Consider the following 14,194-nt stretch of genomic DNA (forward strand, 5'->3'; position numbering starts at 1 on the left):
GGGAGGCGGCGGCGTCGCGTGCGTCAGGTGGCACGCGCGCGACGCCACCGCCCCGTGCGCGACTACTCCACCGTGACCGACTTGGCGAGGTTGCGGGGCTTGTCGATGTCCCGGCCCAGCGCCAACGCCGTGTGGTAGGCGAGCAGTTGGAGCGGGATGCCCATCAGGATCGGGTCCAGCTCGGGCTCGTTCTTCGGGACGATGACGGTGTGGTCGGCCTTCTCCTGCTCCTGGTGCGCGACGGCCAGGATGCGGCCGCTGCGGGCCTTGATCTCCTCCAGCGCGGCGCGGTTCTTCTCCAGCAGGTCGTCGTCCGGGACGATCGCCACGGTCGGCATCGCGGGCTCGATGAGCGCCAGCGGGCCGTGCTTGAGCTCGGAGGCGGGGTACGCCTCGGCGTGGATGTACGAGACCTCCTTGAGCTTCAGCGAGGCCTCGCGCGCCACCGGGTAGCCGCGCACCCGGCCGATGAACATCATCGACTTGGCGTCCGCGTAGTGGGCGGCGAGCTTCTTGACCTGCTCCTCGCCCTTGAGGATCTCGTCGATCTGGCCGGGCAGCTTGCGCAGGCCCTCGATGATCCGCTTGCCGTCCGCGACGGACAGGTCGCGGATCCGGCCCAGGTGCAGGGCGAGCAGCGCGAACGACACCACCATGTTGGTGAAGCACTTGGTGGAGACGACGCAGACCTCGGGGCCGGCGTGCACGTAGATACCGCCGTCGGTCTCCCGGGCGATCGCCGAGCCGACCACGTTCACCAGGCCCAGCACCCGCGCACCCTTGCGCTTGAGCTCCTGGACGGCCGCCAGCACGTCGTAGGTCTCACCGGACTGGGAGACCGCCACGTACAGGGTGTCGGGGTCCACGACCGGGTCGCGGTAGCGGAACTCGGACGCCGGTTCGGCGTCGGAGGGGATCCGGGCCAGCTCCTCGATCATCTGCGCGCCGATCTGGCCCGCGTGGTACGAGGTGCCGCAGCCCAGGATCTTCACCCGGCGGATGGTCCGGGCCTCGCGGGCGTCCAGGTTCAGGCCGCCGAGGTGCACGGTGGAGAAGCGGTCGTCGATCCGTCCGCGCAGCGCGCGGTCCACCGCGTCCGCCTGCTCGGAGATCTCCTTGTGCATGTACGTGTCGTGGCCGCCCAGGTCGTACGACTCGGCCGCGTACTCGACGGTCTCCGGCGTCGCCGTCGTACGGGAGCCGTCGGTGGTGTAGGTGCGGTAGTCGTCGGCCTTGAGGGTGGCCATCTCGCCGTCGTCGAGGGTGACGACCTGGCGGGTGTGCGAGACCAGCGCGGCGACGTCGGAGGAGACGAACATCTCGTGCTCGCCGATGCCGAGAACGACGGGGGAGCCGTTGCGGGCGACCACGATCCGGTCCGCGAAGTCGGCGTGCAGGACGGCGATGCCGTAGGTGCCCTCGATGTGCCGCAGCGCCTCGCGGACCCGCTCCTCCAGCGTCTCCGCCTGGGAGCGGCCGATGAGGTGGGCGAGGACCTCGGTGTCGGTCTCGGAGGCGAACTCGATGCCGTCGGCGGTGAGCCGGGCGCGCAGTTCGGCGGCGTTGTCGATGATGCCGTTGTGGACGACGGCGACCTTGCCCTCGGTGTCGACGTGCGGGTGGGCGTTGTCGTCGGTGGGCGCGCCGTGGGTGGCCCAGCGGGTGTGCGCGATGCCGGTGGTGCCGGCGAACCGCTTCGGCAGCCGGGCTTCCAGCTCCCGGACCCGGCCCTTGGCCTTGGCGGTCCTCAGGCCCGCGGCCTTGCCGGTGCCGCTCGCGTGGATGGCGATACCGGCGGAGTCGTAGCCGCGGTACTCCAGGCGCTGCAGGCCCTCCAGCAGCAGCGGAGCGACATCACGCTTGCCGATATACCCGACGATTCCGCACATACAGTGACCCTCCGAGAACGTTAGCTGTGTGAATGACGTGAATGTGAATGTGAATGCGTGACCGACGTGAGGTCGGTCAGCCGTAGACCAGGCGGCGCAGCTGGCGAGCCGAGAGGTCGGGCGGTGTCACGGCCCGGTGCGGCATCTCACGGCGGATTCGTTCGAAGATCTCCTCGTTCCGCAGCCCCTGGGACTGCAGCTCGCGGTGGCGCCGGCGGACGAACTCCTCCGTCGTCTCGCCGAAGTACGCCAGCACGTCCAGCACCACCCGGGCGGCCTCACCGCGCTGCAGCGGTGTGCTGCGCACAAGGTGGTCCACCAGGTCTTCGTGTGGCGCGTCTGCGCTGTGGTTACGGCGTTCGAGCACCCGTAGATACTGCGGTGCGAGACCAAGATTCGCAAGAAATCTGCCCGGAATCGGGCAGGTACCCGGTTTGGCCGCCGGAAACTGGCCGCAACCTTGACCGGATATCAGGCTCACGGTACGCATGGTCACCGTTCCGTCGCTCCATGCCATGCGTGATCCGACGTTCGCCGAAGGGACCGCCGATGAGACGACGACGCATGCTGTTCTCGCTGCTGATGGTCGCGGCGGCGGGGATGGGAACCACGGCCACGGCCGCCATATCCCCGCACCCGGCCCGGGCGGCCGCCACTGCCACCGTCCCCCTCGACCGGATCGTGCCCGCCCCGGCGTCCGTACGGCCGGGCGGCCGCCCGTACACCCTCGGCGACGACACCCGCATCCGCGTGCCCGGCGGAGGATCGTGGGAGAGCCGGCGGATCGCCACCTACCTGGCGGGCCTGCTGCGCCCGGCCACGGGGTACGCCCTGCCGGTGACGGCGCGCGGCGGCAGCGATGGCATCGTGCTGCGGCTCGGCGGCCGCCACGCCCGGGGACTGGGCGCCGAGGGCTACCGCCTGGACTCCGGCACGCGGGGGGTGACGATCACCGCGGCCCGGCCCGCCGGCCTCTTCCGCGGCGTACAGACCCTCCGCCAGCTGCTGCCCGCGGCCATCGAGCGGCGCACCGAGCAGCCCGGGCCGTGGCGGATCGCCGGCGGCACCATCGCCGACCGGCCGCGCTTCGCCCACCGCGGCGCGATGCTCGACGTCTCCCGGCACTTCTTCACCGTCGCCCAGGTCAAGCGCTATATCGACCAGCTCGCCCAGTACAAGATCAACACGCTGCACCTGCACCTCTCCGACGACCAGGGCTGGCGGATCGCCCTCGCCTCCTGGCCGCGGCTGGCGACCTACGGCGGCTCCACCCAGGTCGGCGGCGGCCCCGGCGGCCACTACACCAAGGACGACTACCGCGAGATCGTCCGCTACGCCGCCGACCGCTACCTCACCGTCGTCCCCGAGATCGACATGCCGGGCCACACCAACGCCGCCCTCGCCTCGTACGCCGAGCTCAACTGCGACGGCAAGGCCCCGCCCCTCTATACCGGCACCAGCGTCGGCTTCAGCTCACTGTGCGTGCCGAAGAAGGTGACCTACGACTTCATCGACGACGTCATCCGGGAGATCGCGGCGCTCACCCCCGGCCGGTACCTCCACATCGGCGGCGACGAGGCGCACTCCACCAGCCACTCGGACTATGCCGCCTTCATGGACCGGGCCCAGGCGGTGGTCGCCAAGTACGGCAAGACCGTGATCGGCTGGCACCAGCTGACCGGGGCGCGCCCGGCGGACGGCGCCGTCGCCCAGTACTGGGGCCATGACAAGACGGGCGCACCGGAGCGCGCGCAGGTCGTCGACGCCGCGAAGCGCGGGACGGGGATCATCCTGTCGCCCGCCGACCACGCCTACCTCGACATGAAGTACGACAAGGACAGCCCGCTGGGTACCAACTGGGCGGGGTACGTGGGCGTCCGGCGCTCCTACGACTGGGACCCCGGCGACTACCTCGAGGGCGCGCCCGGGGAGGCGATCCTCGGCGTCGAGGCGCCCCTGTGGTCCGAGACCCTCACCACCTCCGCGGACCTCGAATACATGACCTTCCCGCGGCTGCCGGGCATCGCCGAACTCGGCTGGTCCCCCGCGGACACCCACGACTGGGCGGCGTACCGGGAGCGGCTGGCCGCCCAGGGGCCGCGCTGGGACGCCCAGGGCGTCCACTACTACCGCTCGCCGGAAGTGCCCTGGCCGACCAGGTAGGGGCGTCGCCGACCAGGTAGGGGCGCCCCGGTGGGGACTCGGCTGATTCGGCTGCTGATTCGGCTCACGTGGCGGGCCCGGGAATCGGGAATACCACCGACACCCGCCACGTTGTGGCCCCGCAGGGGGCGCTCGCATCCCCTAGGGGATCTGTTCGACCAACCCCTACGGGGCCTCCCCGCAAACTACGAGGCCTTCCCGCAAACTACGGACCCCGCAAACTACGGACCCCGCAAACTACGGGCCCCGCAAACTACGGACCCCGCGAACTACGAGGCCTCCCCGCCAAGCCCCAACTCCCGTGCGATCAGTATCCGCTGGACCTCGCTGGTGCCCTCGCCGATCTCCAGGATCTTGGCGTCCCGCCACATCCGGGCGACCGGGTACTCGTTCATGAAGCCGTAGCCGCCATGGATCTGGGTGGCCTCGCGGGCGTTGTCCACCGCGATCTCGGAGGAGTAGAGCTTGGCCAGCGCGGCCTCCTTCTTGAACGGTTCGCCGTGCACCAGCCGGGAGGCGGCGTCACGCCAGGCGAGCCGGGAGGTGTGGGCGCGCATCTCCATGTCGGCGAGCTTGAACTGGATCGCCTGGTGGCCGCCGATCGGCCGCCCGAAGGCCCGCCGCTCCTTGGCGTACGCCAGCGACTCGTCCACGCAGCCCTGCGCCAGGCCGGTGGCCAGCGCCGCGATGGCGATCCGGCCCTCGTCGAGGATCCGCAGGAACTGGGCGTAGCCGCGGCCCTCCTCGCCCAGCAGGTTGGCGGCGGGGACGCGGACGTCGGTGAAGGACAGCTCGCGGGTGTCGGAGGCGTTCCAGCCGACCTTGGAGTACGGGGCGCCGACCGTGCAGCCCGGTGTGCCGGACGGCACGATGATCGCCGAGATCAGCGGGCTGCCGTCGGCCCGGCGGCCGGTGACGGCGGTGACCGTGACCAGCCCGGTGATGTCCGTACCGGAGTTGGTGATGAAGCACTTGCTGCCGTTGATCACCCAGTCCCCGCCGTCCCGCACCGCGGTCGTCCGCGTGGCGCCCGCGTCCGAGCCGCCGTCCGGCTCGGTCAGGCCGAAGGCGCCGAGCAGCTCACCGCTGCACAGCTTCGGCAGCCACTCCCGCTTCTGCTCCTCCGTGCCGAACCGGTGGATCGGCATGGCACCGAGGGAGACCGCGGCCTCCAGAGTGATGGCCACCGAGGAGTCGACCCGGGCCAGCTCCTCCAGGGCGATGCCGAGTGCCAGGTAGTCGCCGCCCATCCCGCCGTACTCCTCGGGGAACGGCAGGCCGAACAGGCCCATCCGGCCCATCTCCCGCACGATCTCGTACGGGAACGCATGGGCCTCGTAGTACTCGCCGATCTTCGGTGCGACGACGTCGTGCGCGAACGCCTCGACCGTACGCCGGAGTTCTTCCAGCTCCTCGGGGAGACGGTGGTCCAGGGACATGAGGTCACTCCTTGTGGGAGAGGGCTCGGAGGGTGCGCGAGGGGCTCGGACGGCCGAGCACCCCCGCCATCCACACGCTGGTGGCGGTCAGCCGGTCCAGGTCGATCCCGGTGTCGATGCCGAGGCCGTGCAGCATCCACACCAGGTCTTCGGTGGCGAGGTTGCCGGTGGCGCTCTTGGCGTACGGGCAGCCGCCGAGGCCGCCCGCCGAGGCGTCGATGGTGGTGACGCCGTGCTGGAGTGCCGCGAAGGTGTTGGCGAGGGCCTGCCCGTAGGTGTCGTGGAAGTGCACGCCGATACGGGGGGTGGGCACCCCCGCCTCGTCCAGGGTGGCGAGCAGATGCTGGACATGGCCGGGGGTGGCGACGCCGATGGTGTCGCCCAGGCTCAGATCGTCGCAGCCCATGTCGAGCAGTGCGCGGCACACCCGTGCCACCTGCGCGACGGGCACCGGGCCCTCCCAGGGGTCCCCGAAGCACATCGACAGGTAGCCGCGGACGTGGACCCCGGCGTCCTTGGCGCGGGCGACGACCGGCTCGAACATCGTCAGCGCCTCGTCCACCGTCCGGTTGAGGTTGGCCTTGGCGAACGACTCGGTGGCGCTGCCGAACACCGCGACCCGGCGGGCGCCCAGTGCGAGCGCACGGTCCAGACCGCGTGCGTTGGGCACCAGCACCGGGAGCTGCCGCGGATCGAGGTCGCCGAGGAGGGGGAACAGTCGCTCCGCGTCGGCGAGTTGGGGCACCCACTTGGGGTGGACGAAGCTGGTGGCCTCCACCACCGGCAGGCCGGCGGCCGCCAGGCGGTGGATGAACTCCGCCTTGACCTCGGTCGGCACGACGGCCTTCTCGTTCTGGAGGCCGTCGCGCGCGCCGACCTCGTAGACCGTCACCCGGGCCGGCAGCTCCTCGGCGGGCACGGTCATGGGAAGTCCGGTGGCGGTCACGGCGTCTCCTCCGTCCGCTCGTGCGGCATCCGCTCGTGCGGCATCTGGTCGTGCGGCATCTGGTCGTGCGGCATCTGGTCGTGGGGCGTCTGCTCGTGCGGCGCAACGACGGCCAGGACCTGGTCCATGGCGACCGTGCTGCCCGCGGTGACGTCCAGCTCGGTGACGATCCCGGCGTGCGGCGCGGAGATGAGGTGCTCCATCTTCATCGCCTCCACCACCAACAGGCCCTGACCCGCGGAGACTTCCTCGCCCACGGCCACCTTGACGACGGTGACCGTGCCCGGCATCGGTGCGGCGAGGGTGTCCGCGCCGTGCGTCCCGGCGGCCCCGGCCAGCGTCGCCGCCACCGGGTCGTAATCCTGGACATGCCAGGAGTCGCCGTCCCGGCCGAGCCAGTCGCCGCTGCGGTGGAAGGTGTGCAGGACGCCGTCGACGCTCACCCGTACGGTGTCCGGTGCGACGTCCAGAGGGGCGCCGGGCGGGAGGTCGTACGCCACCGGCTCCTGGCCCGGCACCCGCAGCCAGTGCCGTACGGGCGCCGCCTCGCCGCCCAGCCGGAAGCCGCTCGGGTCCGCGAACGGATCGCGCCAGCCGCCCTCGGGCACCCGCGGCCGCAGCGCGGCCTGCCGTACCGCCGCGGCCGCCGCGTACACCTCCTCGGGCACCGCGCCGTCCACCAGCCCGGCCGCCTCCCGCTCCACCAGGCCGGTGTCCAGCTCCCCGGAGACCACATCGGGGTGGGCGAGCAGCCGCCGCAGGAAGCCGGCGTTGGTGGTCACGCCGAGCGTGACGGTCCGGGCCAGCGCGGCCCGCAGGGTGCGCAGTGCGGCCGGGCGGTCCGGTCCGTACGCGATGACCTTGGAGAGCATGGGGTCGTAGAGGCTGCCCACCTCCGCGCCCTCGGAGAGGCCGGAGTCGGTACGTACTCCGTCTCCCTGCACCTCGTGCAGTGCCAGGACCGTGCCGCCGGTGGGCAGGAAGGCGCGGGCAGGGTCCTCGGCGCAGATCCGCGCCTCGATCGCGTGGCCGGTGAGGGCAACATCCCGCTGGGCGTAGGGGAGCCGCTCCCCGGCGGCGATCCGGAGTTGCCACTCCACCAGGTCGTATCCGGTGATGAGCTCGGTGACCGGGTGCTCCACCTGGAGGCGGGTGTTCATCTCCATGAAGAAGAACGAGGTGACGGGGGAGCCGGGGGGACCGGGGGGCGTCCCCCCGGAAGGCGTGGTCCTGCCAGGGACGATGAACTCCACCGTCCCCGCTCCCCGGTACCCGCAGGAGCGGGCCGCCTGCACCGCCGCCTCGCCCATCGCCGCGCGGGTGGCCTCGTCCAGCAGGACCGAGGGCGCCTCCTCGATGACCTTCTGGTGCCGCCGCTGGAGAGAGCACTCGCGCTCGCCGAGATGGACGACATTGCCGTGGCCGTCCGCCAGCACCTGGATCTCGATATGCCGTGGCCGGTCGATCCAGCGCTCGACGAGGAGGGTGTCATCGCCGAAGGAACCGCGGGCCTCGCGCCGGGCGGCGGCGATCTCCTCGGCCAGACGCGCTTCCTCCCGGATCAGCCGCATGCCCTTGCCGCCACCGCCCGCGGACGGCTTGAGCAGCACCGGCATGCCGATCTCCCGTGCCGCGGCGGCAAGTTGGGCATCGTCCAGGCCGCCGCCCGAGGAGCCGGGTACGACCGGGACCCCGGCCGCCCGGACCGTCTCCTTGGCCCGGATCTTGTCGCCCATCAGGTCGATGGCCTCGGCAGGCGGGCCGATGAAGACCAGCCCGGCCGCCGCGCAGGCCCGGGCGAAGGCGGCGTTCTCGGCGAGGAAGCCGTACCCGGGGTGGACGGCCTGGGCGCCGGTGCGCGCGGCGGCCGCCAGCAGCCGGTCGGCGGACAGATAGCTCTCGGTGGCGGGCGCCGGTCCGATCCGTACCGCCGTATCGGCCTCGCGGACATGCCGGGCGTCCGCGTCCGCATCGCTGAAGACGGCGACCGAGCGGATGCCGAGGGCGCGCAGCGTACGGATGACGCGGACGGCGATCTCGCCGCGGTTGGCGACCAGGACGCTGTCGAACATGCTCATCTGCTCCCTCGCTCCCTGCACTCGCTCACTCCTCCCGCACTCCCTCACTCCTCCCCGCACTCCCTCACTCCTCCCCGCACTTCCTCACTCCTCCCTGCACTCCCTGCACTCCCTCACATCCGGAAGACGCCGAACTGCGGCTCGCCCAAGGGGGCGTTGGCGCAGGCGGTCAGGGCCAGCCCCAGTACCTGCCGGGTCTCCAGGGGGTCGATGACCCCGTCGTCCCACAGCCGCGCGGTCGCGTAGTAGGCGTTGCCCTGGGTCTCGTACTGCTCGCGGATCGGCGCCTTGAAGGCGTCCTCGTCCGCGGTGCTCCACTCCTCGCCATGCGCCTCCAGCTGGTCGCGCTTGACGGTCGCCAGGACGGACGCGGCCTGCTCGCCGCCCATCACCGAGATCTTGGCGTTCGGCCACATCCACAGGAAGCGGGGGGAGTAGGCCCGGCCGCACATGGAGTAGTTGCCCGCGCCGTACGAGCCGCCGATGACGACCGTCAGCTTCGGCACGCGCGTGCAGGCCACCGCCGTGACCATCTTGGCGCCGTGCTTGGCGATCCCGCCCGCTTCGTAGTCCCGCCCGACCATGAACCCGGAGATGTTCTGGAGGAACAGGAGCGGGATGCCGCGCTGGTCGCACAGCTCGATGAAGTGCGCGCCCTTCTGGGCCGATTCGGAGAACAGAATGCCGTTGTTGGCGATCACGCCGACCGGATGGCCGTGGATCTGGGCGAAGCCGGTGACCAGCGTCGTTCCGTACTCCGCCTTGAACTCGGCGAACCGCGAACCGTCCACAATCCGCGCGATCACCTCCCGGACGTCATAGGGCGTACGGGAGTCCACCGGCACCACGCCGTACAGCCCCGCCGGATCCACCGCGGGCTCCTCGACGGGCCGCACCGTCCAGGGGAGCGGCCCGCGCGCGCCGAGCGTCGAGACGATCGTCCGGACGATGCGCAGCGCGTGCGCGTCGTCCTCGGCGAGATGGTCGGTGACACCGGACGTCCGGGCGTGCACCTCCCCGCCGCCCAGCTCCTCGGCCGTGACCACCTCGCCGGTGGCCGCCTTCACCAGCGGCGGTCCGCCCAGGAAGATCGTGCCCTGGTTCCGTACGATCACCGCCTCGTCGCTCATGGCCGGTACGTACGCGCCTCCGGCCGTGCACGAGCCGAGTACCGCGGCGATCTGCGGAATGCCCCGCTCCGACATCCGCGCCTGGTTGTAGAAGATCCGCCCGAAGTGCTCGCGGTCGGGGAAGACCTCGTCCTGCATCGGCAGAAAGGCCCCGCCGGAGTCCACGAGATACAGGCACGGCAGCCGGTTCTCCAGGGCGATCTCCTGCGCCCGCAGATGCTTCTTCACCGTCATCGGGTAGTACGTACCGCCCTTGACCGTGGCGTCATTGGCGACGATCACCACCTCGCGGCCGGAGACCCGCCCGATGCCGGCGATCACCCCGGCGGCCGGCGCGGCCCCGCCGTACATCCCGTCCGCGGCCAGCGGCGCCACCTCCAGGAAGGGCGATCCCGGATCCAGCAGGGCGTCCACCCGGTCCCGCGGCAGCAGCTTGCCGCGCGCGGTGTGCCGTGCCCGGGCCTTCTCGCCGCCGCCGAGCCGGGCCGCCGCGAGCTTCTCGCGCAGTGCGGCGGCGAGCTCGCGGTGCGCGGCCTCGTTGGCCTTCCAGGAGTCGGACGCCGGATCGTCCCGGGGGCCTCGTCCGAGGGGTCCGCCGTTGCTGCCCAGCACCGGTGCCTGCTCCATCGCCATGAGCCCCCTTGCTCGCCCTTGCCCGGTTGCCCGCCCCGGCGCCGCGACCGCGGCGTCCGGGCCGTCGTCCGGGCCGTGGTCCGGTCTCCGCCGACCTTGGTTAATGTCCGTTAACCTCATTTCCTTCAGGTTAACGACCACTAACCCGGCTGTCTACAATCGACGGCATGAGTACCGCACAGCCCTCCGCCCCCAGCAGCCGCCGCGAGCAGATCCTCAAGGAGGCCGCCCGGTTGTTCGCCGAGCGCGGCTTCCACGGTGTGGGCGTGGACGAGATAGGGGCGGCCGTGGGCATCTCCGGCCCCGGCCTCTACCGGCACTTCGCAGGCAAGGACGCGATGCTCGCCGAGCTGCTGGTCGGGATCAGCGAGCGGCTGCTGGACGGCGGCCGGATGCGGGTCGCGGAGGGTGGCGAGGACCCCGAGGCGGTGCTGAACGCGCTGATCGACGGCCATATCGACTTCGCGCTGGACGACCGGCCGCTGATCACCGTGCACGACCGCGAACTGGACCGGCTGCGCGAGGCCGACCGCAAGCGGGTGCGCCGGCTCCAGCGGCAGTACGTCGAGCTGTGGGTGGACGTGGTCCGCCGGGTTCACCCGGGCCCCTCCGAGTCCCGGGCCCGCGCCGCCGTCCACGCCGTCTTCGGCCTCCTCAACTCCACCCCCCACCTGGGCCGCCCCGGCTCCCTTCCGGGCCGTACGGAGATGGCCGAGCTGCTGCACCGGCTGGCGCTGGGGGCGTTCGGGGCGGTGGCGGTGGAGGACGGGCCGGGCGCCGACGGGCCGGGAGCGGACGGCCCGGACGCGGAGGGCGCTCTCCTGGCCTCCGGCCGCTCGGATTTTCGTTGACCCCTGGACAGCTTTGGTGACCGGCCGGTAGCTTTCGCTGCGCAGAGCGGCTGAGCAAGCGCTTAGCCGGGTGGGCGTCGGCGAAGGAGGCCAAGGCCATGCGCCGTACGGTGTTCAACGAGGACCACGAGGCGTTCCGCGCGACCCTCCGCGCGTTCATCGAAGCCGAGGTCGTACCGGTCTACGACGAGTGGTACGCCGCCGGACAGGTGCCCCGCGACTTCTACCGCAAGCTCGCCGAGCTCGGCGTCTTCGGCATCCGCGTCCCCGAGGAGTACGGCGGCGCCGGCATCGACTCGCACAAGTTCGAGGCCGTGATGTACGAGGAGACCGCCCGCGCCGGGGTCTCCTTCGGCGGCTCCGGGGTGCACGTGCTGCTGGGCCTGCCGTACCTGAAGACGCTCGCCACCGACGAGCAGAAGAAGCGCTACCTGCCGAAGTTCGTCACCGGCGAGGAGATGTGGGCGCTCGCGATGACCGAGCCGGGCACCGGCTCCGACCTCGCGGGCATGAAGACCACCGCGAAGCTCTCCGACGACGGCACGCACTACGTCCTCAACGGCGCCAAGACCTTCATCACCGGCGGCGTCCACGCCGACCGCGTCATCGTCTGCGCCCGCACCTCCGCCCCGCGCGAGGACGACCGCCGCTTCGGCATCTCCCTCTTCGCCGTCGACACCGCCTCCGAGGGCTACTCCGTCGGCCGCAAGCTCGACAAGCTCGGCCTGAAGGTCTCCGACACCGCCGAGCTGGCGTTCGTCGAGGTCAAGGTGCCCGTCGAGGATCTGCTGGGCGAGGAGAACAAGGGCTTCTCCTACCTCGGACAGAACCTCCCCTCCGAACGCTGGGGCATCGCCTTCGGCGCCTACGCCCAGGCCAGGGCCGCCGTCCGGTTCGCGCAGCAGTACGTGCGGGAGCGGACCGTCTTCGGCAAGCCGGTCGCCGCCTTCCAGAACACCAAGTTCGAACTCGCCGCCTGCCAGGCCGAGGTGGACGCCGCCCAGGCCGTCGCCGACCGCGCCCTGGAAGCCCTGGACGCGGGCGAGCTGACCCCGGCCGAGGCCGCCTCCGCGAAGCTCTTCTGCACCGAGGCCGCCCACCGCGTCATCGATCGCTGCCTCCAACTGCACGGCGGCTACGGCTTCATGAACGAGTACCCGATCGCCCGCCTGTACGCCGACAACCGCGTCAACCGGATCTACGGCGGCACCAGCGAGGTCATGAAGTCCATCATCGCCAAGTCCATGGGCCTGTAGCCGTCCCATGAGTGAGGCACTCCAGTCCCTGGTCGATCTGCTCGCTCTGGAGCGGATCGAGCACGACATCTTCCGCGGCCGGAGCCACGCCTCGATCGTGCCCCGGGTCTTCGGCGGCCAGGTCGCCGCCCAGGCCCTGGTCGCGGCCGGCCGCACGGTCCCCGCCGATCGGCCGGCACACTCCCTCCACGCGTACTTCCTGCGCCCGGGCGACCCCGGCGCACCCATCGTCTACACCGTCGACCGGATCCGCGACGGCCGGTCCTTCACCACCCGCCGGGTCGTCGCCGTCCAGCACGGTCAGCCGGTCTTCCACCTCTCCGCCTCCTTCCAGGCGCCCGAGGAGGGGCTCGAACACCAGGAGCCGATGCCACCGGCCCCCGACCCCCTCGACCTGCCCACCGCCGCCGAGATGCTGCCCCGCTACGCCGACCGCTTCGTCGACCGGAGCGTCGCCGACCGGCTGGTGGAGGCCCGCGCCGCGATCGACCTCCGCTACGTGGACGAGCCGCCGTTCGCCACCGCCGGCGAGCCCCGCGCCCCCCGCTCCCAGGTCTGGTTCCGCGCCCAGGGCAAGCTCGACGAGGCAGCCGGCGGCGCCATCCCCCGCCCGCTCCTCGACATCTGCCTCGTCACCTACGTCTCCGACATGACCCTGCTGGACTCGGTCCTGCTGGCCCACGGCCGGGGCGGCTGGGCCGTCGGCGACGTCGTCGGGGCATCACTGGATCACGCGATGTGGTTCCACCGCCCCTTCCGCGCCGACGAATGGCTCCTCTACGACCAGGAGTCCCCCACCGCCCAGTCCGGCCGGGGCCTCGGCAAGGGCCGCATCTTCACCGCCGACGGCCAACTCGCGGTATCGGTCATCCAGGAGGGCGTGATCCGCGTACCGCGGGCGTAGGTGGGGGTGGAGGTGGAGGCGTAGGTGTACGGGGAGTCGTAGGGGAGGCGGAGACAACTCAGTGGTGCACCTGGGCACGCTTTGCGATCATGGTCCGGCCAGTCCGCGACGCATGACGCATAACGCATGACGCGTGACGCGTGACGTACGACGTATGAGGAAACCGATCATGACGCCAGCCGTTCCCGCCGTTCCCGCTGATCCGACCGTGCTGCACCCGATGCCCGGGCAGCCGCGGGTGGTGCTGCTCAAGCCGCTCGTCACCTCCCCGCTCATCGAGGTCGGCGAGTTCTCCTACTACGACGACCCGGACGACCCGACCGCGTTCGAGACCCGCAACGTGCTGTACCACTACGGGCCGGAGAAACTGGTCATCGGGAAGTTCTGCGCGCTGGGTACGGGGGTGCGTTTCGTCATGAATGGCGCCAACCACCGCATGGACGGCCCCTCGACGTTCCCTTTCCCCATCATGGGCGGCTCCTGGACCGAGCACATCGACCTCATCACGGACCTGCCCGGCCGCGGTGACACCGTGGTCGGCAACGATGTCTGGTTCGGGCACGGGGCCATGGTGATGCCCGGCGTCCGCATCGGCCACGGAGCCATCATCGCCTCCGGCTCCGTCGTCGTCGACGACGTCCCCGACTACGGCATCGTCGGCGGCAACCCGGCCAAACTCATCCGCCGCCGCTTCACCGACGAGCACATCGCCCGCCTCCTGACCCTCGCCTGGTGGGACTGGCCGGCCTCGCACATCACTGAACACCTCCGCACGATCATGTCCGGCAGCCTCGACGCCCTGGAAGCCGCGGCCCCGAAGGAGCAGTAGGCCCACCGGCCTTGTACGTCAGCACGAGATTTCGAGACGACCCCACCTTTGGCCAGGGCATGCCCCATGGATTCCA

11 protein-coding genes are annotated in these 14,194 nt (G+C 71.3%); 5 read left to right on the plus strand and 6 right to left on the minus strand.

Translation table 11 applies throughout. From position 1 onward, the window contains the following. Positions 1-62 precede the first annotated feature (62 nt). Together glmS and ACFY12_RS29050 are read right to left on the minus strand one after the other, a co-directional pair. Positions 63-1,889 carry a glutamine--fructose-6-phosphate transaminase (isomerizing) gene (gene glmS / locus ACFY12_RS29045; RefSeq protein WP_390718872.1) on the minus strand — a complete coding sequence of 609 codons (1,827 nt, stop codon included), beginning with the start codon at positions 1,887-1,889 and terminating at the stop codon, positions 63-65. Between the two features lie 76 nt (positions 1,890-1,965). Then, positions 1,966-2,256 carry a hypothetical protein gene (locus ACFY12_RS29050; protein WP_390718873.1) on the minus strand — a complete coding sequence of 97 codons (291 nt, stop codon included), beginning with the start codon at positions 2,254-2,256 and terminating at the stop codon, positions 1,966-1,968. Between the two features lie 182 nt (positions 2,257-2,438). Between ACFY12_RS29050 and ACFY12_RS29055 the strand changes: the two genes are divergently transcribed. Then, complete coding sequence (locus tag ACFY12_RS29055; RefSeq protein ID WP_390718874.1) at positions 2,439-4,052, plus strand: beta-N-acetylhexosaminidase; 1,614 nt, start codon at positions 2,439-2,441, stop codon at positions 4,050-4,052. Positions 4,053-4,321: 269 nt separating this feature from the next. On the opposite strand, the gene ACFY12_RS29060 is transcribed toward ACFY12_RS29055, so the two are convergent. The 4 genes from ACFY12_RS29060 to ACFY12_RS29075 all read right to left on the minus strand — a co-directional run bounded on the left by ACFY12_RS29060 (position 4,322) and on the right by ACFY12_RS29075 (position 10,272). Next, a complete protein-coding gene (locus ACFY12_RS29060; protein ID WP_390718943.1) occupies positions 4,322-5,485 on the minus strand; it encodes an acyl-CoA dehydrogenase family protein in 1,164 nt (387 codons plus the stop codon). Positions 5,486-5,495: 10 nt separating this feature from the next. Beyond that, entirely contained in the window at positions 5,496-6,437 is a 942-nt protein-coding gene (locus ACFY12_RS29065; protein ID WP_390718875.1) for a hydroxymethylglutaryl-CoA lyase, read from the minus strand. Then, positions 6,434-8,509, minus strand: a complete 2,076-nt coding sequence (locus tag ACFY12_RS29070) for a biotin carboxylase N-terminal domain-containing protein (protein ID WP_390718944.1) — start codon at positions 8,507-8,509, stop codon at positions 6,434-6,436. Before ACFY12_RS29070 ends, ACFY12_RS29065 begins: the two co-directional genes overlap by 4 nt. 119 nt (positions 8,510-8,628) lie before the next feature. Next, positions 8,629-10,272: a carboxyl transferase domain-containing protein gene (locus ACFY12_RS29075; protein ID WP_390718945.1), complete on the minus strand. Its 1,644-nt coding sequence runs from the start codon at positions 10,270-10,272 to the stop codon at positions 8,629-8,631. A 173-nt stretch (positions 10,273-10,445) separates the two neighbouring features. On the opposite strand from ACFY12_RS29075, the gene ACFY12_RS29080 reads away from it, so the two are divergent. From ACFY12_RS29080 to ACFY12_RS29095, 4 genes are all read left to right on the plus strand, one after another. Continuing rightward, positions 10,446-11,129 carry a TetR/AcrR family transcriptional regulator gene (locus ACFY12_RS29080; RefSeq protein ID WP_390718876.1) on the plus strand — a complete coding sequence of 228 codons (684 nt, stop codon included), beginning with the start codon at positions 10,446-10,448 and terminating at the stop codon, positions 11,127-11,129. A 98-nt stretch (positions 11,130-11,227) separates the two neighbouring features. Continuing rightward, positions 11,228-12,385, plus strand: coding sequence for an acyl-CoA dehydrogenase family protein (locus tag ACFY12_RS29085; RefSeq protein WP_390718877.1), 1,158 nt, complete (start codon positions 11,228-11,230; stop codon positions 12,383-12,385). 7 nt (positions 12,386-12,392) lie between these two features. Beyond that, positions 12,393-13,289 (plus strand): acyl-CoA thioesterase, encoded by an 897-nt coding sequence (locus tag ACFY12_RS29090; RefSeq protein WP_390718878.1) that lies wholly within the window; start codon positions 12,393-12,395, stop codon positions 13,287-13,289. A 169-nt stretch (positions 13,290-13,458) separates the two neighbouring features. After that, positions 13,459-14,118, plus strand: coding sequence for a CatB-related O-acetyltransferase (locus tag ACFY12_RS29095; protein WP_390718879.1), 660 nt, complete (start codon positions 13,459-13,461; stop codon positions 14,116-14,118). Positions 14,119-14,194 lie beyond the last annotated feature (76 nt).

It is taken from the genome of Streptomyces sp. NPDC001339 (assembly GCF_042895955.1).
Lineage (GTDB): Bacteria > Actinomycetota > Actinomycetes > Streptomycetales > Streptomycetaceae > Streptomyces.